Here is a 26228-nt window from a genome sequence, read left to right as displayed (position 1 = left end):
AAGCTCAGATGGTGTGTCATTATATTGTGCGTATTCTGGTGATAGTGGCTCTCCCGAACTTTTGATGATTTAGGTGCTGGAGTAAATACTATCAACAAATTGTTGTATAGACAAAGAGGAGACTTAATTGAATGTTGATTGTTTGTTGCCTGTTATACCAGGTTTACTATTAAATGGAATAACCTACGGAGAAAAGCAGCTTACCTTAGTTTTGACAAGCGGCCATCCGGTGGTGCATTGTCCACTTTGCCATACCATTAGCCAAAGAATTCATAGCCGTTATAGCAGAAAAGTGGCCGGCTTGCCTTGGGCAGACAAAAGAGTGATAATGGAGTTGAACGTCAGGCGATTTTACTGTGAAGCTAAAGATTGCCAAAGAAAAGTGTTTTGTGAGCGACTGCATCCAGCTATTACCGCTTACGCCCGAAGAAGCACCCGCCTGGAACATTATCTACAAAACTTAGCCTTACAATTAGGTGGAGAAAAAGCTGCATTTCTGCTAGAATTGCTTAATATCCATTTAGTGAGTGCAGATACGCTGTTGAACCTGTTGAAGAAAGTAGCAATAGCAGATACAGCTATCCCAAAAATCTTAGGGATAGATGAGTGGGCAATACGCAAAGGACAAACGTATGCTACTATCCTTGTAGATTTAGACACAAGAAAACCGATCGATTTACTACCAGATGATAAATTAGAAACCAAGTGGACCTGACACTTCGTGTCATCGGTCCACGAGCAATGGCTAAAAGAACATCCAATGAATCAGGACTGATTCAATAGAGATTATTTCCAGAGATCGCGATACCACCTTTGCCGAGGCAGCCAGAAAAGGAGCTCCTACGGCTACACAGGTTGCTGATAGATGGCACTTGTTACAAAACTTGGGAGATCCACTCAAATGGCCCTAGAGCTGTGAATTGTGGAAAAGTTTGCAACTTTCCCACAATTCACAGCTTTGACAACAATAGTATTTATACTTTCATGCAGTTTTAATTTGGGGAAGCCGACACATGCATCTTCCAAGACATCAGGAATCTGTCCAAAAAGTTGATGTATTTGCTCTAACCTGCTTGATATAAGGTCATGGACTTGGTCTTCAACTGAATATTTATAGCGCATGTTGTAAATATATACTACATCATGCACCTGACCAATTCCTTGTATACGGCCTTTGCGCTGCTCCAAACGTGTTGGGTTCCAAGGTAAGTCTATATTGATTAGTGTACGCAAGCGTTGCAGATTTAGCCCTACGCTTGCTGCATCGGTACTAAAAAGTACTTTCAACCTTCCAACTTGTACTAAGCGCTTAATCTCCTCTTTAGTGCGGATTGTAAAAATACCATTAAGCAAAATTCCGGCTTTCCCACCACCTGCATAAATGCCAATTTCATGAATGGGCAACCCTTTTGATAGAAGCTCTGCCATGTCCCATATAGTGTCAAAATATTGGCTGAAAATGATATAACCATATTTAAACCAGGGGGTACGGTCTTTGGGAAAGCCCCCAGTTAGAAGTTCATGTAATTTGAAATATTTTGAATCTTTATCCTCATATCGCTGTAATTGCTGTATAAGCTTTGTCAGCAACTCGCACTCTTGCTCTGTAAGGGAACTAGTTAAAAAAGAAGGAGTCGCTATTTTTTTGCTTTGTTCTCTATTGATATCTATATCTTCTATCGCTTCTTCTTCAGAGAAATCAATTGCACCTTCTCCTAGTAACTTTGTTGCTGTCCGTACCTGCCTCTATAGAGCTACCCATACGTTTAAGCAACAACATTCTCATAAATCCAGCCGACTTTATTCGCTGGGCTAAACATTCGCTGAATTCCTCTGCTGTTTGGTAGGAATCCATCAAATAGCCTGGAAGCAGGTTTGCTCCCTTTTCACCTTCTCCTAAGAGCTGTACCTCTACCTTTTTTAGGTATGTTTCTTGCTTAGAAGGGTCGATGGTATTTTCTAAGAAGTCCCGTGTACGGCGAATAATATGGCGGATAAATGGATTGTGTTGCGTAAAAAACTCAGTATTATAATTTATTATCTGTTGTCTATCAGCAGGGCGCAATTGTGCTGATTGCTTGCCATCTGCTACTGCCTTGCTTTTTGGCAAGTCTAATGATTCACGTATTCTATTAAGAAGTAATAGCTTATCATCAGAAAACTAAGAGGATTGCGCACATATTCCCACATTTCAGATTCTGAATCCGGTAATGAAATACCGCCGCTTACTAAGTCCAGTGTTCGTTTTTATCTTTTCTCCAAATCGATTCTTAAGAACAAAAAAACCGCCAAATTTGCAAAATTTAGCGGTTTTTACTGAGCCCTAAGTTGGAATCGAACCAATGACCTACTGATTACAAGTATTGCACCCATCTACTGTCAGTCAAGCAGTTATATGCCATGGGTCTGAAATAGACTTGAAAAAATAATTTCCAAAACACCCTTTTTACCTCTTTTCGCCAGGAAAATCAATGGCTTAGCCGGACTAAAGAAGCTTTTTTTTGCTTAAGCAATGCCCCTTGAAAGTTAGTCTCACTCCCCTACTAGCTTTTGCCTCACTTGTCCACTTTCATCTGACTACATACATTTTCCGCTTGCCCAACCAAAAGTATCTACAGGAAAAGCAAATGGAGTAAAAAAGTTATTTTCTGGATATTTATAAAATTGGATCAATAAAGCCGTAGCCTTTGTATTCTTTCCCGTTGGCTAAAAAACCTCTTTAATATGATACTGAACATCGTTTAACGTAAAAGAATCCCCTTTCTTTTTGTCCTTCATGGCATGGTAAATCGGAGAATCTGTAGAAACACCCAGGTATTGCTTTCCCTCCACTTCAAAAACAGGTAGGCTGGTAGATACAAAAAAGTTCTGTTGATCGGTTAACACAACTGATCCAACCTTTACCTGCTCATGTAAGGCTTCTACCTCCATTCTGTCCAATAGTTGAAGCTGCGCCTGAGCAGCATCGGCTTGAGGAGCTACCAGATTAACTTCTTCCATTACTTCTTCGCGGGTGGATTCAAAGTGGTCAGTGAAGTCATCGTCATCATTTTGATTGACACTTTCTACCCTTTCCTGACCAGATCCTCTTAAATCATCTCGCAAAAGTTGTTGATTGTTCCTGCTTTCTTCCAAAATACGTTTTTTTAGGCCTAGTTTGTCCATGGACTGCTATGTTTGTTTATAAATGAATTTATAGAAGAGGTATACGTATTTCTTTGGTAAATGACCATCCACCTATAGTAATGATACAGCAATAGCGGATAGTATGCCATTGGCTGGTGCTTTAGCTAAGGCAAAATCGGTCATACGATTTATTTCATGTGATTATGTGATTGAATACCAACCATCACCAGGGAACTTTGCCTTTGAGCTAGCTACCCTGGATCGTGAAATATCTTTTCGGAAGGCTTCTTTATTTATTTATGCCTCTTTCTTTGCTTATACTTTATAGCCATAGGTTTGCTCAACATTAGCCCTCCTCATCCTAGTGTTCATCCAGACACAACCAATAATGACACTACAGCTAAAACTATAGCTACCGATGGTTAATAAGGATGCTATGTAAGTAGATTCAGAAGGGTTACTGAGGAAATTGATGAAGAGGTTTTTTATTTTGCAGGTATTTATAGCAATAAAAATGCCCCTTATAAAGGGGCTTGGCAAACATATGTCTATAGCTTAAAAGATAATGTATTGATTAGATTAAGCTAATTCCACGTTTACAGCGTTAGGGCCTTTTCTGCCTTCTTCTACCTCAAAAGTGACTTTGTCATTTTCTCTGATTTCATCCACTAAGCCGGTCGCGTGTACAAAAATGTCTTGATTAGATCCCTCTGTTTGAATAAAACCGAATCCTTTGGTTTGATTGAAAAATTTTACTGTTCCTTGTTGCATTGATCTTGTTTTGTTATGTATACATCTTGATATGTATATCAGGACAACTACCATTGGTATGAGTAAGTTCAGTTACGTAACTATATTTATTTTAGCAGAGGAACAGAGGAATTTTTAGAATTCAAATAAGCTCATAGAAGCGACTGTTCAAGTACAGCCTTTGCTTTCTATTTGCAACTTCTTTGCTTTTTACCCTCCCCTATCTTACGTGTTTTAACGTATCCTGAATAGAATTATAATAAGTTTTACTCATAGAGCGGCCTGCTCATAAAAAGAAATCATACGAAAAGGGGCGTTTACGTTATGATTAGTACAGGTTATACTCTCTTTACCGCTTAAAATAAACTTTAAAAGTAGAGCCTACCCCTACCTGGCTTTCCACCTCAATGCTACCTCCGGCATTCTCGAGAATCTTCTTGACAATATATAGGCCTATACCTGTTCCTTCTACATGCGCATGCAGGCGTTGGAATAATGCAAAAATCTTTTCTTCTTGACGCATATCCATTCCTAGCCCATTATCTTTCACAGTGAGCAAACAGTATTCTCCCTGTATGCAGCAACTGATACTTACCTGCAAATCCCGGTCTACCGATCGGTACTTGAAGGCATTCGAGAGCAGGTTATAGAGAATACTCTTTAAGTTTTTTCTAGAAAAGAGTACGAACGGACAGTCCAGATGCAGCGCTATTTGGGCCCTGGCCTCCTCCCGCTGCGGCTCTAAATCTTGGAGTACCTCTGCTAGAATCAGGGCTAAATCAATACTGGTTACATCTTCAAAGTTTTCCTTGCCGATGCGGGCTACTTCAGTTAAGTCTGCGATGGTGGCTTTGAATCGATTCACCGCATGATGAAGTAATCCGTAGATCTGCTCGATGCTGTCATTCCGCAGGCCCTCTTTGCTTATTTGCCGGTCCAGCGCTTTGAGTAGCCCCTCAATATTTAAGATAGGAGCTTTTAGATCATGGGAGGCTGTATAAACAAAGGTATCCAGATCATTATTAATTCTTTGTAGCTGCTCATTAGCCAACGCTAGTTTCTGGTTGCTTTCAGCCACTTGCCGGGCGCTCTCCTCTACCCGCCTGCGAGCCAGTACTTGATCAGTGACTTCATGAGCAAATACAAGCACTCCATCTATGTTGCCCTGCCGGTCACGGCGAGCCTGATAAATGAACGTCCAGTAGATCTGCTCTAAAGGAGTTCCCTGATGGCGGGCCAGCATTAGAGGCATTTCCTGGGCAACAAAGGTTTTCCCCGTTTGGTACACCTGCTGAAGAATATCGGTAATAACAGTTCCTGAAACCTCAGGAAGCGCCTCTAGTAAGGGTTTGCCTAATAAGTCGCGTCCGGGAAAGATTTGCTGGTAAGCTGGGTTTACGAGTTCAAAAACAAACAATTCTCCATGTAGAATGACAATAGGGGCTGGTGCCTGCATAAACAGAGAATGGAGTTGCTCACGTTGACGATCAGTTTCCTGAAGATCGTACACATGCGTGAGGGCAGTAGCAAGCTGTCCGGCTATTAATTCCTGAAAGTTTTCATAATCGCTATTATATTCGAGCTGTCTACTGATAGCTACTATAAAAAAACCAATAGCTTGCTCACTTCCTGTTTTGAATAACGGCAGGATAGCTATTTGGAAAGCGCTTTCTTGAAGATTATTTCTGCTATGACCGAGATTGCAGGTAATTACTTGTTTGCTTTTCGCTTTCATGACCTCTTTCATAGCAAAAGGCAATGGCTCTTGCAACATTGCCAGGTCAAGCATAAGGGGCGCACCTTCGGTGGGCAAACTTCTGGTTTTGCCAGTGAGCCTGGCTCTGCTGCTGCCCTCTTCTATTAAATAAATCAATCCAAAAGGAATATCCCACTCGTTCTGATCAAGTGCCTGGCAAGACAATGCACTCACTTGCTCAACAGTTTGTGCCAGAGGAGCTACCTCAGCTAAACTTTTTAACGTATTCAATCGCCGTTTGGCAAGTACAGAGGGCGTAGTTTCATGACAAACGCAAAAAATACCGCCTACCGTTCCCGACTCTGTAAATGCCGGATTATAGGAAAAAGTCCAGTAGGTTTCTTCCATAAAGCCTTTGCGCTCTAGCAAGATGAGTAAGTCTTGGGCGTAAAAAGGTGCGCCTCCCAATAGTATTCTTTCCACAATATCTCCAATCTGCCACCATATTTCAGCCCACATCTGAGAGGCTTTGGCTCCTAAGGCTCCCGGATGTTTCTTTCCTAAAGCCGGCAAATAAGGGTCATTATGGAACATATATAGCTCATTAGACCACCAGATAAACATTGGATAATGGGAGTTAAGCAATAAGCGAATGAGATTCTGCAAACTCTGAGGCCACTGCCCTGGAGGCCCTAAGGGATGCTGCTCCCAATTGTAAGCCCGCATAAGTTCTCCCATATGGCCGCCTCCCCCAAATATCATATTTGTGTAATTGTTATTGGTGTCATTGGCTAAGCTTTCCTTATCAGCAGGATTGTTTGAATACATTAGAAAAAATAAAAAGAGAACATAACTAAAACTTATCTTTCTAGCTAAGGCTTTCTTGGTTCAGGATGAATTAGTATGTGTAGTATACGACACTAAGGGCGTTTTCGGTTTGCTACCTTTGAACGTCCCCGTAAAAGTAGAAGGCAGGGAAAGAGTACTTATATGTATATAACTTACTAAACTATACCTGTTATGCTTGCCATTTTACACATTTATAAAAGCCCGCTTCTTAATTAGAAATACAGCTAGATTTATCACTCTACTCCTTACATACAGGCTTCCGTAGAATATGATTTATGAGCCACTAAATGAGAATAATTTAGCATTCCATACAGTTAAACAAAGTAGGTATCTAGCTGGCAAATTCCCATGTCTTAATCTATAGGCATCTTTAATCGTAGATTTAGTTTAAAAATAATATTACAAAATGATCCATATATGTATGTTTCAGTGCTGCCATTCCATATACTATTTGTTCATTCTACGTATGATCATTGATAGGTGAAACTGAACATCATCACTTATCTTCTATCACAAAACTATAGTACAGCCTATGATTTAATAAATGTCTACAGAGAATTCTGAAAACGGAAACAGGCAATTAGAGGTATTATAGCCTTCAAGTTATGTATAGTTATTACCTTTAAGCAAATAGATGGTTCATTACAGATCTTTTTTTATTACCCAGTTATAAATTTCCTCAAAACTCAATGAAACTTTATATCAAATACATGGTGAGCCTGCGGTGCAAAATGATGGTGGAAGAAGAACTGAAAAAGTTGGGTGTACGCTATGGAGTTGTGGACCTGGGTATGGTTGAAACGCCGGAGGACCTTACGCCGGCGCAGCGCCAGCAATTGAAAGAGAACCTCCTTCGCTCAGGACTTGAATTACTGGATGATACCAAAAGCATCCTGATTGAAAAAATTAAAAATGTAATTACCGAACTGATCCATTATTCGGATGAACTACCCAAAGTGAATTATTCCGATTACATCAGTGAAAAACTGGATTACGATTACACGTATCTGTCTAATATATTTTCGGAAGTAAAAGGAATTACGATACAGCAGTTTATTATTATCCATAAAATTGAACGGGTAAAGGAATTGCTGCTCTATAATGATCTGAATCTTACCGAAATTGCTTATAAAATGCACTACAGCAGCGTGGCGCATTTGTCTAACCAGTTTAAGAAAATTACCGGCCTCTCCCCTACTTTTTATAAGCAGCTTAAAGAAAAGCGCAAAAGCAATTTGGAAAACATGTGATATGTGTAACTACTGAACATAGATATGTAAGGCTTTCAACCCTGTTTATGCCCAACTTTGGTATGTCCTGTAGCTGCACATACGCCAGGTTCTCGTAACCTGGGAAAGTTACTTTTCCTGTCTGCCTGATTCACAGCCATGTGCTGTACCAGAGTGAATCTGGCAGGCTTTTATTCCATGCAAAAATATACCGATATGAAAACCATTCTGTGTCCAATTAATAGAACGTCCACCGCTAGAAATGCTTTTGCCTATGCTACCTTACTCTCGGAGGAAACCCAATCTGACCTTTTAACAGAGGAGCAACCTTTAATGGATAATCTGTTCCGGAATTATCAGCGACTCTTCCCCTTAACCCAGCCCTTCTCAGGTAGCAGAACTGGTAAAATGAACTCTGCTAAAGACCTGCACCAGGCGGCTTATCCGGACCCCACCAGGCAAGTACAAACCGTATACTCGCTTGCCTGGAAGGCGGTCAGCGAAAAAGCAGAACTTCTGGTAGTAGGGGTAGAAAACGACTTTGGCCTGGGAGATATGAATTCAGAGTCTATTGTGAATCTTATTAAACAGGCGAAATGCCCTGCTTTGTTTATCCCGCAGGAAGTTGCTTTCAAGCCATTCGAGAAAATTCTGGTCATAATGAACCAGGAAATGAATATAGATCACCGCTTTTCGGTTATCGTAGACTTAGCTTTGCCTTTTGGAGCCGAAATTATTTTTCTGCAAATTACCCCGGCACAAACGCTGACAGTTGGAAGCCCATTTTTGGAGAGCATGAAAGAAATGTACTTATCGTTTCCTTATCCACATACTTCTTTTCATACCATTCAGCATGAAACCCTGACAGAAGGAATAACCCGGTTTGCCGAACAGGTGAAGGCAGATCTGATAGCCATTGTGCCGAATCTGCAAGCACGTTTGCCCTATTCATACACCGCCAATCTGGCTAACGAACAACTAACTACTACTTCCTTAACCATCCCTTTATTGGCCATAGATTGTCAGCCGTTAACAACCAGCAGGTCCGTAAAAACTATTGACCGGCAGGGACAGGATGACGAAACACAGCAGTTAGATTTATACAAAAAGCATATTTAACAGCCCACTGCTATAGATTATAACAAGCTTATTTACAGTATAGGAAATTTTATAAACATCAGTTACAAGCTTATTTCAACTAGAACAAGAATTATGAAAATGGAAACCTTTTTTACTGGTCCTGCCGATGAAGATACGATCGTGCATCTGGATTTATCTATGAAAACAACCAAATTTATCCACAGTATCCTGGTAGAGTGTTATGAGGAAGCATCCTATGATAAAGCCTCTGATGAACTAACAGCTATTATTTCTTATCTGGAAACCTGTATCAGGAACCGTTCAGAACAGCTTAATGCTATGAACGAATAATGTTATTAGCCGAATAGGTGATGCCCGCGTACGAATTATCTGCTGGTAGGCTTTAGCCTTGTATACAATTTAACGGAACCTCTATTGCCGGTAAATGCGTGATTTATGTAACATATTTCAATCAATGTGTAACAAATCTCAGGCAAATAAAAGGCATCTTTGATATACCTATGCGGCTGCAGGATTTTACGCTTAGCCTTCCATTATCTACTGTATCGTTTCAGATAGTTCCTGCGCTAAACCTGTTGGCTGGTAAATTTCGCCAACAATGCCGATACCGTATTTGCACTCAACTTTTACTCTAATGAACACGATCAGCCAGTTTTTCATACAGAATTTTGCAAACCCAGCGGTGATGTGGTTTATTCTGGGATTACTCTTTTTTATTCTCGAGTTTGCTATGCCTGGCTTTATCCTGTTCTTTTTTGCCCTAGGTGCCTGGGTAGTGGCTTTGCTCTCGCTGGCATTTAATCCTTCAACCAATATACAGCTGCTTATTTTTTTAGGTACATCCATCGGCACCATTCTGCTGTTCAGAAAGTGGATAAAAAAAATACTGTGGACAAAAAAATTTGCAGGGGGGCTGGAAGATGAATTCCTGGGAAAAACCGGTACGGCTGAAACACATATTGGGCCTGGCCGCGACGGAAAAATAGATTTTAAAGGAACCCACTGGAACGCCCGCTCTGCTGATAAAATTGAACGTGGCGAGCAGGTAACCATTATTGGCAATGACAGCATTTTGCTTCTGGTAAATGCAAAAAAAACGTAATTATGACAGCAACCACCATTATACTCATCCTACTAACCTTTTTTGTGTTAGTAACCTTTCTTTCCAGCTTTAAAGTAGTCCCTCAGCGTTCTGCCTATATAGTGGAAAGGCTGGGTAAATACAGCCGTACCCTGGAAGCAGGTTTTCATGTGCTAATTCCTTATATTGATAGAATTGCCTATAAGCAAAACCAGAAAGAGCAAGCCATTGATGTAGCCGCCCAGATATGTATTACTAAAGATAATATAGCCGTAGAGGTAGATGGCATTTTGTATCTGCAGGTGATCGACCCGCTGAAAGCCTCCTACGGAATTGATAACTATAAGTTTGCTGTCGTACAGATTTCCCAGACCACCATGCGTAGCATTATTGGAAAGATGGAACTGGACAAAACGTTTGAAGAAAGAGAAACTGTCAATGGAAGTATTGTGGAAGCAGTAGATAAAGCCAGTGGCCCGTGGGGCATTAAAGTCTCCCGCTATGAGGTAAAAAATATTTCTCCCCCCCAGAGTATTAAAGATGCCATGGAAAAGCAGATGCGTGCCGAGCGGGAAAAAAGAGCCCTGATTGCAGAATCCGAAGGTGATAAGCAAGCCAAAATAAACCGGGCCGAAGGGGAAAAACAGGAAACTATTGCCCGTTCGGAAGGTGAAAAACAACGCCGGATAAATGAGGCAACCGGTAGGGCGACAGAAATTGAACTGGTAGCGGTAGCTACGGCCAAAGGTATAACGGAAATAGCCCGGTCTATTAATGAAGAGGGTGGCATGAATGCAGTAAACCTACGGGTAGCCGAACAATACCTGACCGAATTTGGCAAGCTGGCAAAAGTGAATAATACCATGATTGTACCAGCCGACCTCTCAGATATTGCCGGTGTACTCACCAGCATTACCTCAGTATTGAACAAAACTAAAGTAGAACCGCCCTTGCTTACCAATGGCAATGGAAAAAAAGTAATCGTCTGATCTCAGGGTTGAACCGGATGTTGTATGAACGTAACACCTACCATGCTCTATACTTTATTCCCTTTCTGGCCTATTTTACAGGGCTATCATCCGGCTACTATATTTACTAATCTAAGAACTACATACCTGAAATGGCTATTCGCATTATAACACATTCTCCGCAGGCATTCCTCACCAAAGTAGCGCAACAGCTGCATCAGATGGATGCACACTGGAAAGTTGACAATCAAAATGAGTATTTGCAACGGTCAAGAGAGGCAGACTATCCGTATTATTTCCGGTATATTCTGAAAGAAAAAGAAGTAGAACTGGTGTTTATGGATGTACATAACCAATACGCCGCTTCTTCGGTTAATAAATATGCCGGCGAATTAATCGGTATACTGCTTACTATTTTTATGGATGACTCCCTGTTGAAAACGCTGGAAGCCGAACCCTACAGCTTACCAAATTTTTAGATAAATTTCATACAGAGGCTGCCATTAATCCATTTACTAGAATATAAAAAAATATCCCTAGGTGGTAAGGGTATTTTCTTCCGTTTTTAAAGCGGTTATTCGCACTTATGTAGCACTCATCTTACTGCATAATTCTCGCCTACGTTCCATTGAGAGCTTGGGCCAGTTTAAATTCATCTTCTGGGCATCTGTATTGAAGGTATCTTTTAATTCTACTTACAATCTGATTATATTCCGGCAGATTCTTAACTAACTCAAAAAAGTTAAGCATAGCTTTCTCTTAACATACTTCCTTTTTTCAATAAACACCATAGGTTAGCTTTATTCTAAGTAGGTTAAATCAAATAATTTATCAGGTATAGTGAAGAAATCCTCAAGGTATTTCACTATTGTTCCTAATTTTCAACTAAATGCAAATGACATGTATAAAGGAGTGATTTAGGAAATCATTCAAAGCTAACTTGTATGGCTTTCAAAATAATCGTCTTTTGGACTGCTCGTATCAGATTATGCCAGACACATAGGCAGAAGTATGGTCATTTGAAGCTCAAACACGAGGTTCGGATGTACTAAACGTTCTAAACTTTCAGCAGAGCTTGTAGGGTTTGTATCTGAAGTATTTTGTTATTAATCTGTTTAATAATTTCTATATTCTTGTTGCCCCCGATCATGAATACGTTACCTTCTACCATTTTTCCTGCCTTGGCATAATCTATAAATAATTCATCTATTAGCAGTATATATATCTCGCTCTTTAATTTGGTTATTCTGGCGCTCATATACGCTCGCTTGTCTTTTGGAAGCTTTCTTTTCATACACAACTACTATAGAAAAAGACTTTTTTGAAACTACTGGTTTAGGTTGGATAGGTCACAATTTACTGAACTACAGATTACTTACTCTTTCAGCAGACGGATGATTGTTGAAAAAAATAGTGAATGTTGTTCCCTGGCCTTTATTACCGGTAATTTCTATTTTCCCTCCCGTAGCATCCACTATTTTATTTACCAGATACAAGCCAATACCTTGCCCGTCGGTGTGCGGGTTTAGCCGCTGGTACTTTGTAAAAATAGAACCCCTATCTTCTTCAGCTATCCCTATTCCATTATCTGAAATACTCAGCTGAACAAATCCGGCATTGGCTTTTGTACGAATTATAATTTCTGGTCTGCGGCCGGCAGGTGTAAATTTAATAGCATTACTAATCAGGTTATAGAGAATACTGCGCAGGTTTTTCCTTGAAAATTTAATTTCAGTTTCCTCCAGGTTTTCCTGAATATTAGCATTGGAGGCTGTAATTTTATCCAGAAGGCTCAATTTAATATCCCCAAGCAGTTCTTTTAAGTTAATACTTGCCTGGTCTTCCAGCTGCTGACTTTCTATCTTTCCGACACGGGCCAGTTCCTGAATAGTAGCCTTAAATTTTTGAATAGATGCATCCAGCATGGTATTGTATTCAGTTAATTTAACATCCCCGGCATTCGGATGGGCTCTTAATAAATAAACAAGGCCTTCAATCGCAGACAACGGGCCCAGTAAATCGTGGGAAGCCGCATACACAAAATTATCCAGATCCGCATTTATTCTGCGCAGGCTCTCATTGCTCTGGTCTACTGCTTGCTGGGCTAGCTTTAATCTGGTGATATCATTAAAAGTGATAATGGCGCCATCTTGCTGGTTGCCTGTTTGCCGGATATAGGGCATCGTGGTTACCTGATACCACCGCCCTTGTACGTCCTGCAATTCTCTCACCAGGATTTCACCGGTGGTAAGTACTTGTTTAAGATCAGCGATCAGGTTTCCGGATTGTAAATTAGTAGTAATATGATCAATAGGCCGGCCCAGGTCCGTCTCTTTTAAATTGATGAGGGTAAATACAGCCGGAGAAAACTTTTTAAGCAGCAAATCTTTGTCTACATATAATTGCCTATTGACATTGCTGCGGAAATAGTTAGTAAAATCATCATTCAATTCGAGGAGTTCTTTTATTTTCTGCCCATGTTCAATATTGATGGTTTGCAGTTCTTCGTTCACCGATTGCAGTTCTTCATTGGCACTTTGCATTTCCTCGTTTGCCGAAAGGAGTTCTTCATTAAACGATTGTCTGTTTTCATTAAATGCTTCAATTTTTTCAAATACTTGTTGCAGGTTTTCCCGGGCCTCCCGTAATTCCGCTTCCATATCGGCAATGTACTCACTGGTGTGCACGGCATGATCAAAAAAAGACTCTTGCCTGGGTTCTTTTTCCACCGGATGATCTTCACTGAAAAGCACCACGATTAACTTCTGGGCAGTTTTTCTAACCACAAAGGGTTCTATCAGCACATTTATTAACAGAGGGCTTTCTTCTTTCACCTGGATACGTTTGAGCACTACCCGCTCGTTATGCTTAATAGCCCGGTGGACAGCTGCTCCAAAAATTCCTGAAAGCGACCGGGGCAGTAATTCCGCTAAATTAAAGTTGAGAACCTTGGGAAGCAGATAAGGACTTAAGTCCCCGAAAGTTTGCAGAATGGTTAAGTTTTTATCCAGACAAACGCCTGCATATCCGGAAGCGTGCATCACCACTTCATGTATATCATCTATGAGATTGAGATTAACGTATGCTTTTTTTTCTCCCTTTACATCCGGGAACGAAAGTATTTTTATATCTTCTATGACTGGTGCTGAAAAAGAATAAAGGCCTGTTTCAAGCCAGGAACCGGTTTTCTGGTACACTTTCCATTTTTTATTTATCTCTGCAAAAGCGTGTGTAGTAAGTTTAGCCGTCTCACTGGAACCTAAAAATAAATATCCTCCTTGCTTGAGGCCGAAATTAAGAATCGAGAGAACTTTTTGCTGAAGTACCGGGGTCATATAAATGAGCACATTGCGGCAACTAACCAAATCCATGTGGCAATACGGCGGATTTTTTACCAGATCGTGTGTAGCGAAAACAAGCATCTTCCGGAGTTCTGGTTTTACTTTGAAGGTATTGCCTATTCTGGTAAAGAAATTAGCCAGCCTTTCCTGGGATACGTTTTTTGCGGTGCTTTCCGAATAAATTCCCTTAGAGGCAATTCCGATCATCTTTTTGTCAATGTCTGTTGCAAATATCTTTACCTCTAGCTGCCGGCTGGTTCTTTGTAGGTATTCGCTGAGTACTATAGCCAATGAATAGGCTTCTTCCCCGGTTGCACAGCCGGCACACCATATTTTCAGGATGTCTTCCTGGGGGTGATTGTCTACAATGGCCGGGATAATGGTTGTCTGTAGATAAGTAAATTCTTCTTCGTCTCTGAAAAAAGCCGTTACATGAATCAACAGATCATTGGCCAGAAACGCTACTTCCTCCGGATTGCTTTGAAGATAAGTCCGGTAAGCTTCCAGACTCTCGGTATGTGTGGCAGCCATTCTCCGGCTAATTCTTCTTTTAATGGTACCTTGCTTGTAGCCCGAGAAATCATAGGGCATCTGGCTGTTGATCAGCTCAAGAATAGCCATTAAGTGAGCTTCTTCCCTATTACTGGCCTCCGCTTCCTGATGATTTTCTTCGCTTCCCTGCCGGTAGCCATAAGCATTATCCAATACATAGGTTTCAATAGCTTTGGGCATATCCGATGTAGCAAGCACCTGGTTTACAAACCCGGTTCCGATAGCAGAATCCGGCATATCCCGGTACTTGGCGGTTAGCGGGTCTTGTACCAGTACGATGCCCCCAGCTTTATGGATGGCTTTTATTCCTGCCGTCCCATCCTTACCTATTCCTGTTAAAACTACGCCAATGGCTTTATTGCCTCTTTCTTCGGCCAGGGACTTAAAAAAAGTATCAATGGTAAAGTGAGGAGAAACGGTTCTGAGTTTGTTTGTCAAATGCATAGCGCCCTTACGGATGGTCATATACTTATTGTGAGGAATTACATATACCTTGTTCACTTCTACCGGCATTCCCTGTGTGGCTTCACAAATTTCGAGTTTACTATGTTTACTTATTATATGCGCCAGCCGGCTTTGGTAATCCACAGACAGATGTTGGATGATGACATACGATACGCCATCGGGGAAAGTATGATCGAAGAACGACTCTAACGCTTCTACTCCACCAGCCGAGGTGCCGATAGCAATAATATATTGGTGAGTTAAGGTGGTTTTCATACTACGTAACTGGATAAGCCTTATGGCAGCGTCAATGGAACTGGCAAAAATTAGATTTTGAGACAGTGAGTCTTCAAAAAGGTGTGCAGGTAACGGGTAATGTGTATGCAAAGGAGGCTGTAAGGCAAGGCCCACAGAGCTAAAATAGCAACAGGAAACTAAGGGAATGGTGCATGGAAGACCTCTACCGTTTACTCACTGGCTCCCTGTAAAAGTAGTAGATGAAGTAAGGCATTCCTATGATATGTATCACGCTGCTTCACCCGTAGAATGATGCTGGTCAATGCAGGGATTAATTCTTCAGATGCAGCAATTTGGTAAAATTAAGAACAGTAATACTGTTTTTGGTGGTTTTGATTAAGCCTTCCTCTTTAAAATCACTCAGCACCCGGATCACGGTTTCTTTAGAGGCCCCTACCAGGTTGGACAGATCTTCTCTGGAAATAACCATTTCCCTGGACTGAATTCCTTCCGGATGGTATTTGCTTTGAAACAAAAGCAGCGCCTCTGCTACTCTCTTGCGTACTGAATGGTAAGCCAGGTTCATCATGCGTGTTTCCTGGTGCACTACATCTGTCGAAAGCATTTTAATGAACTGATTGGCTACATCGTGGTTATGGTAAAGCAAAAACAGAAAGTCCTCTTTCCGGATGGTACACACCAGTGAATCTTCCATAGCTTCAGCAGACGTTGAGTAGGTAGTGCCTTCTAACAGGTTACTGTAGCCAATATAATCTCCTTGCGAGCAAATATGGGTAATGTATTCATTGCCGGCCGGATCTGTTTTAAATACCTTTATTTTCCCACTGATAATATAGTATAAGCAGGTAGGAAGTTCTCCTTCCCAAAACAACACCTGCTTTTTAGCATAGTCTATCGTCCGGTATTTATCTGCCAGCAATACTTGCAGTTCACCTAATCCCTTGGTTTCCTGGGGAAAATCCGTAGCCGGATGGAGATTTTTTGCCGCCTCTGCTTGTTGCAGCTCTATCTTTTTTAGCTGCATTTCTACGGCTTGCAGAAAGTTTGTATCATCAAAAGGTTTGATCAGGTAATCGTCGGCCCCGGCACTCATGCCTTTTCTGAAATCCCCTTTTTTATCTTTTTCACTCATAAAGATAAACGGGATACGCTCCGTCAGCGGGTTTTTTTTCAGAATATGCAGGACTCCAAAACCATCCAGCTCCGGCACCAGAATATCGCAGAGGATCAGGTCGGGAGAAGATTGTATAGCTAATTCTACCCCCAGCACCCCATTGCCTGCCTGCAACACCTGGTAACTGGCCAGTTCCAGAACTTCGCTGGTGTTTGGCAAATGCCCCTGACCACTCTCAATTAGCAATATTGTTTTCAGCATACCCTGTTCCCCCGCAGATTAGTCTTAGTCCTTAAACACCAAATCGCTAAGATTCGGCTTATTTATGCAGAAAATATTTTGTGAAGTAAAATTAAGGAGGGATATAACCAAGAGATACGCAGAAAACACACAACTTTCTGCTCCTGTAAGCAGATGCTTCCCAGGCTAAACTAATAGCTGACAACAATCATCCAGCTATGTTTCCAGGCTGATACCTGTCATTTGGGGGCCGCCTCTACTACCCTATCTTTGTGGGGTGCCAGGTACACCTTCTTTTACTTACCAGAGTTTTACCTGTCATAATCACAGCTAAGTAAACTAACAAAATCATGAAACCAGCAAAACGTTCAATTTTTACTACATGGATTTTATCAAGCCTATTGGCCACCTGTTTACTAACAGGTGCATTTACAGCTCAGGCACAAGACGACAAACAGTTCCGTTTCGGGGTAAAAGGGGGAGTTAACCTTTCCAACCTGTATATAGATGAAGTTACCGATGAAAAGGCGAAAGTGGGCTTACATGCGGGCTTATGGATGAAGGCACCTATTGGGGAGTTTTTTGCTATTCAGCCAGAATTACTCTGGTCTTCGAAAGGCACCAAAATAGGCCAGTATCAGAATATTCCTTTTACACAAGATGGCGAGGTACGGTTTAATCTCAACTATGTAGACCTACCTGTATTAGCCTCAGCAACCTTAGGCCCTATCAGCATTCAGGCAGGCCCGTATATTTCTTATCTGTTCAATGCCAACGTAAAAAACTTAAAACAAGATTTAACTACCGGCACTGTATTAGACCTGGATAAGGATGATTTTAATTCAATTGACTATGGACTAGCCGGAGGTTTGGCCTTGGATATTAAAGGATTTCAATTAGGTGTCCGCTACAATTATGGGCTGAGAGAAATCGGTAAAAGTGATATTGCCGGGCAAATCACCAAAAATGCCAAGAATTCTGTAGCCCAGGTTTTTGTTGGCATCGGGTTTTAAACCTGATCGATAGGGATTAAGAAAGTAGTTTGTTGCTAAACTAACTGCCTACTCTCTTTTCTTTACATACTGTTGTGCGCGTAAAGTGCAAGTGGCAACCCTTACAACTATCCATTGAGCTATGTCAGTTACAGACCATAATGCCGGACTTTTGGTGAACATTGCTACGGCTATGAGTATTCTTTCACTAGGCGCATATGGCATGGTATCTATGAGGTCAATGCTGATACCGTTTGCTTCGTTGCTGCTATTGGCTATGATCCTGTACCCCATCTACAAACAGCTTTTACACTGGGGAACAGGCCGCACAGGGGCTATAGGCATTTGCCTGTTACTAACTATTGTATTGTTTGCCGTACTAATTATCAGTATTAACAGACAGATAGTAGCGTTTATTAAGGATTTGCTACAGGGCTAGTAAGTATATAAAGAATTGGTAAAATACTGACATAAGTAGAGCAGATTTTCAATGTGAAACAGTCTACCCAGAGACCTCTGCTACAGATTTTCTTGACTGAATGGGCCAACCCCATAGTGCTTTTATCCAGCACGTTGTCTGCTTCTACTTATGCCATTTATATATTTTCCGGAAGCACCATTACCAGTTGCCTACATAACCCAGTGCTTTTGCTTTGCTACACCTTATTTGCTATACGCCACCGTTAAGTGGTACTTCATATTACTACTATATATAAACAGGCACCTTTGCCTACACTAAACCATACCAACATGTCCAAAGATAACAGTGATTATAAAAAATCTTTACAACAAGATGACCACAAAGTCCATCTGACAGATAGTTCCAAATCCAAAGTGGCTCCTGCCAATGCACCAGGCTCCAGGGAAGACTCCATGAGAAAGCAGTCTTCTCCTAAGAAGAATAAAAAATAAGGTATGTTAAGAGAGTAGCCTCTGGACAGAAGCCATACCGGTACAATACTTCCCAACCTGTATGGCCCAATCCAGAGGTTTACTTATTTACTCTCTTTAATCCCTGACAACATTTTTATAGAATTTCCCTGCCACTACTTCTAATACCTGAGGACCTATCTGAGAGGGTCTATCTGAGTGGTAGAAGCATTTTCAAAAAATATTTTTTTGTTGTACACTGCACCATGAATCATGTCAGCCTCATCAATGTAGTTACTGACAGGCAATACATGAATAGTAGCCTCTTTATCCAGCAAAGCCCTACGGAACACAATAGAAGAAATATGCCCCTCTCCTACGGCCCTAAAACTGATAATAACCCGTTTTTCACCAGTTTCCGGAAGGGGGTAATAAGCGGATTACTTTTTAAACTGTATTCATCTCTGAGGTGAATCTCAAAACAAATTTCACCCGGTTTGCTAATGACCTCTTTCCATTCTTATTGTAAATCACCCCAATGGTATCACTTGGCATTATTTTCACTAACAGGACTTGAAATAAATGTATTATTCTTATTCAAGGCAAATTCTGTTAATTATCATATTGATGTTGGCTGCTACTCATTAGTTGATAGGTTGTCTCTAAAATGGTAGTAGCACAGCTGTATTGACTAAGGCTGTAGAATCAACTTAATTGAGTAAGGAATTGTAAGGATAGGTTCCACAAATGGTCAGCATTGTCCTTGTTGAGAGCATATATGGCAACACCTTCATAATTGTCAGGTCTTTTTGTAACGGTAATGGCTTCATTGCAATTTTCAAAATAATGTCCGCCCCGGCCATCAAGCAATGGGGAAGCAGCTAATAAATGGGTGGTTGCCGCTCCTTGCTGTGGTGTTTTATGTAGCTCTGGCGCAGAACGTAATTTTCCTCCTACATGCTTTTGTAGATTTGTTAAAATGGCACCTGGATTTAATGCATTCACGGTTATTCCTTTTTCGGCCCAGCGCATGGTAGCACCAACAGCAAATAAAATACAGGCAGTTTTGGCTTGCCCATATGAGAGCCAGGGGTCATAGGCTCTAAATAAAAAATTGATATCATCATAAACAACCGGGGATAGCAAATGACCACTTGAACTGACAACTACGATTCGGGCAGAGCCAGCACTTGCCAACGCATCATACAACCCTACTGCTAAGGCAAAATGGCCGAGATAGTTGGTCATAAACTGCATCTCAATCCCATTAGCTGTTTTTTGCAATTCCGGTATTGCCATTACGCCAGCATTATTAATTAATATATGTAAAGGTTCCTGCCAGCTAGCTACAAATGTATTGATGGATTGGAGATCCTCTAAATTGAGTGGAGCAACATATATTTTCTTATTTCCGGTACTGGCTATTATCTCACTAGCAACCTTATTTCCTGCTTCTACATTTCTCACAGCCATTGTCACTTCGGCACCAGCTTTCGCTAGAGCACGTGCAGTTTCAATGCCTATTCCCGATGAAGCCCCTGTCACAATAGCTCTTTTTCCGGTTAGGTCTATTCCATCCATAACCTGGTCGGCTGTGGAATGAAAGCCAAAGTTTGTTTTTATTAATTCCATAAAATTGTCATTATTTAACTACTGTTTTACTAATAGTTTAGCTTATATCATCTCCTACAGATGACGGGTAAACTAATGTCTGGTCAGAGATTAGTAAGGTCTGTTGGTTTGTTGATTATATGCTTATCCTATGTTTATGCCTAGAAGATAATTCATTTGGCCTCTGCCCTTAAAACTCATATTTATCGCAACGGTCCTCATACCAGCTTTTCACAAAATCTTCCAGCTTATCCAGATAAACTTCAATAGCCTCCGTTCCCTGTACATGATCTTCTCCATATTGGAGTTGTGGCTGGGAGAGGTCCTGTTGCATCACTAACTCGTGTTTAATAGCCATTCTTTCCAGGCGGTCCTGCCAGGAAGTGAGTTGTTTTGTTGTTGGCGAATAATACAGCGTTACCATCTTAGTTTATTTTTGTTTTTGTTCATATGCGTGAGTAAGTGCTTGGCAATCTTCTTTCAGTACATTAGTTATGATATGTGGCGGAGCAGACCATATGTCAATATCGGTTGCTACCAGTAGCGGATAGGCCGAGGAGAAACCTCCAATTACAGGAACTGGTGTTCCTACTATGACCTTAGTTATTTTGTAATGCCTGATTACATAAGAGCACATCAGGCATGGTTCATGGGTAGTGTAAAGGCTAGCTTCACGTAAGTCCTGTTGCTGTGTTTTTGTGATTGCATCCCGGATAGCTTCTATTTCTGCATGATAGGTAATATCTTTCTTGCTTTTCCCGGCTTCTATGCCTTCTCCTATCAGCTTTCCATCCTGTACAATAATAGACCCTACCGGTGGATTGCCGCTTTGCAAAGCCATTCTGCCTAATTCCAGGCAGATACGCATCCACTTTTCATGTTCTTCTAAATGCAATATTTCTTCCATCTTATGTAGTCTTACTGCTTACCTTCTTAGGGTGCTCTAAAAATTTCTAAAGTAGCTGTTCATTTCCTGCCAGCCCTGTAGGATTTTTTTTTATTAAATACCTACATAATAAAAGCTATCTTGAATTTCTCAACCTTTATAAGGGATTGTAAGGAGAATAGTCCATGAATGTCCATACAGTGTCCGAAATATTGTCTAATAAAGCCCATTCTTCTATTACCAAAGTCCAGTAGCGGCCTGTAACCTCTCTTTGCTTTATTAAGGAATTTTCTTGCGTCACAGATGCTTTTCCTGTTAGCTGAAGTGTTCTGTAAGCTTGAAAATCAATAAATAGCAGGCCTGCCTGAGGATAGCTCAGGAAATTGCCCAAGGTATTATACATGCTGTTTCCCCGGTAATCTGGTATGCGAAGGGTAGAAGGATTTAGTATATCTACAAAACCAGGATTTCCACCACGGTGAGATGCATCCAACTCTTGTCCTCCATTACTGCTACCTACAAAAAAGGTGTCGGCTGCCTTTATCCAGTTCATTAATTCACCGGTAAGAGCCGTGCCTTTGGTAATTCCATCCTGGTAAATGGGCTTTTTACCACCTGTAACTTTGCGGCTTTGAATGTACTTGGGACAATTCACATATGCCTGCTGTACTGATATGAGCAACCTATCTTTCTCCACCTTAACTTGCCCATTCACCCGGTATCTGCGGCGGGTAGCAGGTTCTATAAAAAGCATTCCGGTAAATGGATAATGCGCTATGTTGTGCCAGAAAAAGTCAGCAGGGTTAGAGTGAGTAAGCCCAGGAAACAAAAGAAGCGTTTTTTCATCAAGTACTTTCATATACCCCTTTTCCCCGGAGAGGATAGAAGTCCAGATACGCCCCTGTCCGTCCTGGCTGCTGACAATGACAAAGGTCTGCTGCTCGATATATGTTGCGGCTCCCTCCACAATATATGGAACCACTATCCGTCCGTTCCGGTAAGCAGACATTTGCTCACCCGTTTTTTGTTGCATTTCTAGTTCGCCATGATGAAAAAGAGAGGAGATCATCTGTAAAAGGGATAAAGGTGAAAGAAAGTTAAATGGCAGAAGAGCCTAGACTAAAAGCATACATCATTGAAATAACAGCTCTCAAAACTTGCTTTACTCCTGAAGGGAATAAGGCAGTGGTTGAGCAGCCGGAAAATCTACTGGAATATGGGTTAGTGCATATACATAATTTGTATATATCCGTACCGTCACCAGGCCAATCAGGTCCATTAAGGCAGCTTCCGTATATCCTATACTAAAAAACTGCTCTACTGTACCTTCTTCGGGTTTACCTTTATTCTCAGCAATGGACTTCGCTAACTGTACAATGGTATTCATTTTCTGTTCACTAGCCCGTCCGCTTCTGATCAAAAAAGTTTCTTCCTGGGTAAATCCTCTTTTAAGAGCAGCTACTGTATGGGCAGCGAGGCAATAGTTACATCCGTTTACTTCTGATACCACTAATGCAATGGCTTCCCGTTCTTTGGCATTAAATGCACCATGATTTAAAGATTCTTCAAATTGAAGAAAAGCTTTTAGGGCATGGGCCGAGTAACCTATGGTAGCATACAAATTGGGAACTTTCCCCAGGCGTTTTTGGAGTTGGCCGAATAATTCTTGAGACTCTTCGCTCACTTGTTCCTTGTCTGGAACCTGAATGTTTTTCATCATCTTTAAAATTTATGTAACTTGTCTTTCTTGTTTGTTGGTTGAATGGACTTCTCTATATGAATTTAGTTATATGATCAAATACCCTGATTTGTTGGTTTAAAGGTAGCAAGAGTAATAGCTAATCTATGGTACCATTTATTGCTTATATGGTAATAAATCTTTATTTTCAACAAGTGAGGCACTAAAAGCAATTTGTGGCCCAGTATGCTTTAAGTTTCTCATTTCTAATTTCTCTGTTCAATACTTGTTACAACTGATTGCAAAGAATGAAAACGCAATTTCCTATTTTTAACATTTGCAATTTATCCCAATCAAACCAGGAGGATATTATAATCAGCCGGTTTGCCTCTTACCTAGAAAAACATCAAAACCTGATTTTGTCACACAAACATAGTTTTTACCATCTAGTTTTATTTACAGAAGGTGCTGGCAGCCATGCCATCGATTTTCAAAGTTTTCTAGTTAAGCCGTATCAACTATATTTTATGGTGCCAGGCCAGGTGCATAGCTGGAGCTTTGAAGGAAAAGTAGATGGCTATGTGGTAAATTTTTCCACCCAGTTTTTTCAGTCTTTACTTTTAAAGACAGACTATCTGGAACAGTTTCCGTTTTTTAGCGGCAGCGGGGAGGATTCTGTGGTTGATTTACCCGATAACTTGCAGCCAATAGTGCTTGATCTATTTGAAAAGCTTGTCTATGAAAGTGAAGCACTTCAGCGGTTAAGTCAAGATATGGTCAGGGTTTTGTTATTGCAACTCTTTATACTGATTGGCAGGTTAAATTTTGAAAATCCAACACACCAAGCAACAGCTTTTAATTATACGTTAGTCCGCAAGTACCAGAAATTAGTTGAAAAAAATTATACTTCTTTAAAGTTGCCTAAAGAGTATGCCGAACTGCTGTTTATCACGCCGAGTCATTTAAATACACTGTGTAATGAGATGCTAGGCCTGTCTGCTGGCGAAGTAATACGGGACCGTATTATGCTAGAAGCTAAACGCCTTTTAACCAATCTAGCATTAACTATCTCTGAAGTTGCTGATCAACTGAATTTTGCCGATAATTCTTACTTTACAAAGTTTTTTAAAAAATCGTGTAGACGGCCCCGCCAGATAAACTGACGGGGAGCGCCTCACACACCACTGTACGTAGGGGCTTCGCCCGGAAATGTCGCACTCGCGTGCTCATTTCCCTATACAGCGGTTCGTTAAATTGTGGAGCTACTTTCAAGTAGTAATCAAGCATGGTTTCATAACCTCTTTTTCTCAACCGTTCCAGGGTGATAGTCGTGTTGAGCATGGGACTTTGAGCCACCGCCCATCCGCCCATTCTTGTCCTGCTCCAGGCATAGGCCTGATCTTTGGAAACTCCTAACCGAATAAAGTTCTTCCTTCTCCGTTCGGGTTTCTTCCAGTCATGCCAGATACAATACCGAATCCTGTTGCGCAGCCAGCCATCCAGATCCCGGAGTTTGCCATAGATCCTGCCTAAACGGAAGTAATTGAGCCAGCCTCTTTGGACTTCTTTCAAGGCTTGCATGCGCATCTCAAAAGACTTAGGTGTTGTTTTCCTGGTGATGGATTTGAGTTTCTCTTTGAACTTGTGCCAGCTTTTCTCACTGACAGCCAGCAGGTATTTGCCCCTTTTCCCCTTTTTGAAAGAAGGTACCAGTTTGTAACCCAGAATTTCAAACTCAGCCGGTTTGCGGATGCCGCTCTTTTCCCGGTTGATGATCAGTCCAAGCTTTCCCTCTACGAAGAGAGTTATGTTTTTGGCTGCTCTTTGGGCCAGGTAAGGCGTTTTAGCATAAATGCTTGCATCATCGGCATAGCGCACGTAGCGAAGTTTGTTCTTGTCCAAAAACTTATCCAATTCATGTAAGAAGATATTGGATAGCAAGGGAGAAAGTGGGCTACCTTGCGGAACGCCTTTTCTGCGTTTGCTCAGCTTTCCATCGATGAGGATGGGAGCTTTGAGCCATTTGCGGATCAGCCGTAGGGTAAGTGGGCATTTGACTTTGCGGTATACAAGCTGCAAGAGTAGACAATGGTCTACTTCATCAAAGAAGTTTTGCAGGTCTATATCTAAAATAGCACTGTAACCTTCATGGATGTACTTGTGGGCTTGTTTTACCGCCTGCTGTGCATGACGATGAGGCCTAAAGCCGTAGCTGTGCGCTGTGAAATCAAGCTCAAATAGGGGAGCTATCACCTGATGGACAGCCTGTTGGAGCCATCTTTCAGAAACGGCAGGAATGCCTAAGAGGCGCTTCTTGCCATTGGCTTTGGGTATTTCTACCCCTAAGATGGGTTGAGGCAGATAACTGCCTGCACGAACTGACTCCACTAGCTGCTGCCCGTTTTCTTTCAGGTGTACTGCTAGTGCTTTTACGCCCATCCCATCTGCGCCTGCTGCCCCTTTATTGGACAGCACCTGATGGTAGGCTTTGAGCAGATTCTTGCGGTTTATTACTTTCTCAATCATTTTAGTTTACTACTTGTAGTTTTCTCTGCTGCATTTAGGGTAGGCTGGCAAACTCAAGGTTTGAACCTCCTGACCGCATTTGCAGCAACTTAACGTTCAACCCTTCACCTTGTCTGTGAGGCCTCTGCCTCTCTATGGCAGCTCGTTTCCTAAGGCTACTATGGTCTCTGCTGACTTCTCCTTGGCGTACCCGACGCTAAGAGATCTCCCCAGGTAAGAGCATATTCCTTCCTCCGATTCCTGCGGCATCTACCAAATATGATTTGTTGGTCAGGGGCTTCACAAAGATGTGCTTGCTTACCCATCATACCTGGCCTCTTATGCCGTTCCTGTCTGTCAGGACCGGATTTTGCAGTTTCGCTTTCTTCAGTGCGTGTCTCGCGACAAACCACCTTGCGACTTGCTAACAAGCTTCGCCAACTCGCTTGTAAGGGGCTTGCACCCTCTGGAATAATATGGTATCTTCGATACCAGATGCCCATACTGGGCACACACATACAGGCCTCACGCCTGAAAAATTTAGAGATACCTTATTCAACCCAGTTTTCCATGAAGCCCCTTTTCTTGGCTATATGAAATAAGGATTTACTTGTAGAAATATCTGTACTCTGCAGTTTGTATGTTGTAAAATCTTGTAAATACAGATAAAGATCAAAGAGGCCAATAGTGTTTGTAGCCATAATTACAGCAGTTGGCAGCAAGGAGGGCAAAGCAAAATTTTAAGCTTAAATCATCACAGAAAGGCAATTAGATGGTATAGTTAGAGACAAAGCATACTTAAAGCTATGGCTGAAGAAGGTGTTTTTGGATTGCTTACATTTTCAGCTTTAATGAAGCAATTATTATCTGGAATAAATAAATATAAGTATGGGGACAAAATTAAGTATAAACATGTTATAGTTCCCATATGGGAAAG

The 26228-nt window shown here is 41.3% G+C and carries 26 protein-coding genes; 12 read left to right on the top strand and 14 right to left on the bottom strand.

Annotated features, from left to right (window positions below):
• The first annotated feature begins 142 nt into the window (after positions 1 to 142).
• Positions 143 to 715 (top strand): transposase family protein, encoded by a 573-nt coding sequence (locus Q0590_RS29985; protein ID WP_302041344.1) that lies wholly within the window; start codon positions 143 to 145, stop codon positions 713 to 715.
• A gap of 49 nt (positions 716 to 764) precedes the next feature.
• Complete coding sequence (locus Q0590_RS37640) at positions 765 to 911, top strand: transposase (RefSeq protein ID WP_366970545.1); 147 nt, start codon at positions 765 to 767, stop codon at positions 909 to 911.
• Here the strand turns inward: Q0590_RS37640 and Q0590_RS29980 are convergent.
• The 5 genes from Q0590_RS29980 to Q0590_RS29960 all read right to left on the bottom strand — a co-directional run bounded on the left by Q0590_RS29980 (position 898) and on the right by Q0590_RS29960 (position 6400).
• Positions 898 to 1590 carry a helicase-related protein gene (locus Q0590_RS29980; RefSeq protein WP_302041343.1) on the bottom strand — a complete coding sequence of 231 codons (693 nt, stop codon included), beginning with the start codon at positions 1588 to 1590 and terminating at the stop codon, positions 898 to 900. The genes Q0590_RS37640 and Q0590_RS29980 overlap by 14 nt on opposite strands.
• 109 nt (positions 1591 to 1699) lie before the next feature.
• On the bottom strand, positions 1700 to 2110 hold the full coding sequence (locus Q0590_RS29975; RefSeq protein ID WP_302041342.1) for a hypothetical protein: 411 nt from the start codon (positions 2108 to 2110) through the stop codon (positions 1700 to 1702).
• Positions 2111 to 2706: 596 nt separating this feature from the next.
• Positions 2707 to 3165 carry a hypothetical protein gene (locus Q0590_RS29970; RefSeq protein ID WP_302041341.1) on the bottom strand — a complete coding sequence of 153 codons (459 nt, stop codon included), beginning with the start codon at positions 3163 to 3165 and terminating at the stop codon, positions 2707 to 2709.
• A gap of 540 nt (positions 3166 to 3705) precedes the next feature.
• Positions 3706 to 3897 carry a cold-shock protein gene (locus tag Q0590_RS29965; RefSeq protein ID WP_302041340.1) on the bottom strand — a complete coding sequence of 64 codons (192 nt, stop codon included), beginning with the start codon at positions 3895 to 3897 and terminating at the stop codon, positions 3706 to 3708.
• 328 nt (positions 3898 to 4225) lie between these two features.
• Entirely contained in the window at positions 4226 to 6400 is a 2175-nt protein-coding gene (locus Q0590_RS29960; RefSeq protein WP_302041339.1) for a sensor histidine kinase, read from the bottom strand.
• Between the two features lie 710 nt (positions 6401 to 7110).
• Here Q0590_RS29960 and Q0590_RS29955 point away from each other — a divergent pair.
• The 6 genes from Q0590_RS29955 to Q0590_RS29930 all read left to right on the top strand — a co-directional run bounded on the left by Q0590_RS29955 (position 7111) and on the right by Q0590_RS29930 (position 11279).
• The gene (locus Q0590_RS29955) at positions 7111 to 7671 is read left to right on the top strand and encodes a helix-turn-helix domain-containing protein (protein WP_302041338.1); all 561 of its coding nucleotides are present in this window, start codon (positions 7111 to 7113) and stop codon (positions 7669 to 7671) included.
• Between the two features lie 195 nt (positions 7672 to 7866).
• Entirely contained in the window at positions 7867 to 8769 is a 903-nt protein-coding gene (locus Q0590_RS29950; RefSeq protein WP_302041337.1) for a hypothetical protein, read from the top strand.
• 99 nt (positions 8770 to 8868) lie between these two features.
• On the top strand, positions 8869 to 9081 hold the full coding sequence (locus Q0590_RS29945) for a hypothetical protein (RefSeq protein ID WP_302041336.1): 213 nt from the start codon (positions 8869 to 8871) through the stop codon (positions 9079 to 9081).
• A gap of 304 nt (positions 9082 to 9385) precedes the next feature.
• Positions 9386 to 9853, top strand: a complete 468-nt coding sequence (locus tag Q0590_RS29940) for an NfeD family protein (protein WP_302041335.1) — start codon at positions 9386 to 9388, stop codon at positions 9851 to 9853.
• A 2-nt stretch (positions 9854 to 9855) separates the two neighbouring features.
• The gene (locus Q0590_RS29935; protein WP_302041334.1) at positions 9856 to 10821 is read left to right on the top strand and encodes an SPFH domain-containing protein; all 966 of its coding nucleotides are present in this window, start codon (positions 9856 to 9858) and stop codon (positions 10819 to 10821) included.
• 131 nt (positions 10822 to 10952) lie between these two features.
• A complete protein-coding gene (locus Q0590_RS29930) occupies positions 10953 to 11279 on the top strand; it encodes a hypothetical protein (protein WP_302041333.1) in 327 nt (108 codons plus the stop codon).
• Positions 11280 to 11857: 578 nt separating this feature from the next.
• Here Q0590_RS29930 and Q0590_RS29925 read toward each other — a convergent pair.
• The 3 genes from Q0590_RS29925 to Q0590_RS29915 form a co-directional block, all read right to left on the bottom strand.
• Complete coding sequence (locus Q0590_RS29925; RefSeq protein WP_302041332.1) at positions 11858 to 12094, bottom strand: hypothetical protein; 237 nt, start codon at positions 12092 to 12094, stop codon at positions 11858 to 11860.
• Between the two features lie 70 nt (positions 12095 to 12164).
• Positions 12165 to 15413, bottom strand: a complete 3249-nt coding sequence (locus tag Q0590_RS29920; protein ID WP_302041331.1) for a CheR family methyltransferase — start codon at positions 15411 to 15413, stop codon at positions 12165 to 12167.
• Between the two features lie 292 nt (positions 15414 to 15705).
• The gene (locus Q0590_RS29915; protein ID WP_366970541.1) at positions 15706 to 16770 is read right to left on the bottom strand and encodes a cyclic nucleotide-binding domain-containing protein; all 1065 of its coding nucleotides are present in this window, start codon (positions 16768 to 16770) and stop codon (positions 15706 to 15708) included.
• Between the two features lie 329 nt (positions 16771 to 17099).
• Between Q0590_RS29915 and Q0590_RS29910 the strand changes: the two genes are divergently transcribed.
• The 3 genes from Q0590_RS29910 to Q0590_RS29900 all read left to right on the top strand — a co-directional run bounded on the left by Q0590_RS29910 (position 17100) and on the right by Q0590_RS29900 (position 18653).
• Entirely contained in the window at positions 17100 to 17762 is a 663-nt protein-coding gene (locus Q0590_RS29910) for a porin family protein (RefSeq protein WP_302041330.1), read from the top strand.
• 121 nt (positions 17763 to 17883) lie between these two features.
• Positions 17884 to 18180: a hypothetical protein gene (locus Q0590_RS29905; RefSeq protein ID WP_302041329.1), complete on the top strand. Its 297-nt coding sequence runs from the start codon at positions 17884 to 17886 to the stop codon at positions 18178 to 18180.
• A 311-nt stretch (positions 18181 to 18491) separates the two neighbouring features.
• Positions 18492 to 18653 carry a hypothetical protein gene (locus Q0590_RS29900; RefSeq protein ID WP_302041328.1) on the top strand — a complete coding sequence of 54 codons (162 nt, stop codon included), beginning with the start codon at positions 18492 to 18494 and terminating at the stop codon, positions 18651 to 18653.
• Between the two features lie 663 nt (positions 18654 to 19316).
• Here Q0590_RS29900 and Q0590_RS29895 read toward each other — a convergent pair.
• The 5 genes from Q0590_RS29895 to Q0590_RS29875 all read right to left on the bottom strand — a co-directional run bounded on the left by Q0590_RS29895 (position 19317) and on the right by Q0590_RS29875 (position 22828).
• On the bottom strand, positions 19317 to 20243 hold the full coding sequence (locus Q0590_RS29895) for an SDR family NAD(P)-dependent oxidoreductase (RefSeq protein ID WP_302041327.1): 927 nt from the start codon (positions 20241 to 20243) through the stop codon (positions 19317 to 19319).
• A 169-nt stretch (positions 20244 to 20412) separates the two neighbouring features.
• Positions 20413 to 20646 carry a hypothetical protein gene (locus tag Q0590_RS29890; RefSeq protein WP_302041326.1) on the bottom strand — a complete coding sequence of 78 codons (234 nt, stop codon included), beginning with the start codon at positions 20644 to 20646 and terminating at the stop codon, positions 20413 to 20415.
• A 6-nt stretch (positions 20647 to 20652) separates the two neighbouring features.
• Positions 20653 to 21129, bottom strand: coding sequence for a nucleoside deaminase (locus Q0590_RS29885; RefSeq protein WP_302041325.1), 477 nt, complete (start codon positions 21127 to 21129; stop codon positions 20653 to 20655).
• 136 nt (positions 21130 to 21265) lie between these two features.
• Positions 21266 to 22177: a PNPOx family protein gene (locus Q0590_RS29880; RefSeq protein WP_302041324.1), complete on the bottom strand. Its 912-nt coding sequence runs from the start codon at positions 22175 to 22177 to the stop codon at positions 21266 to 21268.
• A 93-nt stretch (positions 22178 to 22270) separates the two neighbouring features.
• The gene (locus tag Q0590_RS29875; RefSeq protein ID WP_302041323.1) at positions 22271 to 22828 is read right to left on the bottom strand and encodes a carboxymuconolactone decarboxylase family protein; all 558 of its coding nucleotides are present in this window, start codon (positions 22826 to 22828) and stop codon (positions 22271 to 22273) included.
• 266 nt (positions 22829 to 23094) lie between these two features.
• Between Q0590_RS29875 and Q0590_RS29870 the strand changes: the two genes are divergently transcribed.
• Positions 23095 to 23949: a helix-turn-helix domain-containing protein gene (locus Q0590_RS29870; RefSeq protein WP_302041322.1), complete on the top strand. Its 855-nt coding sequence runs from the start codon at positions 23095 to 23097 to the stop codon at positions 23947 to 23949.
• On the opposite strand, the gene ltrA is transcribed toward Q0590_RS29870, so the two are convergent.
• Positions 23912 to 25312 (bottom strand): group II intron reverse transcriptase/maturase, encoded by a 1401-nt coding sequence (gene ltrA, locus Q0590_RS29865; protein ID WP_302041321.1) that lies wholly within the window; start codon positions 25310 to 25312, stop codon positions 23912 to 23914. The genes Q0590_RS29870 and ltrA overlap by 38 nt on opposite strands.
• Between the last annotated feature and the right edge of the window lie 916 nt (positions 25313 to 26228).

Source organism: Rhodocytophaga aerolata, assembly GCF_030503435.1.
In the GTDB taxonomy this organism is placed as follows: Bacteria; Bacteroidota; Bacteroidia; order Cytophagales; family 172606-1; genus Rhodocytophaga; species Rhodocytophaga aerolata.
The sequence above is the reverse complement of the archived record's forward strand: the minus strand, read 5'-3'. Positions and strand labels throughout refer to the sequence as shown.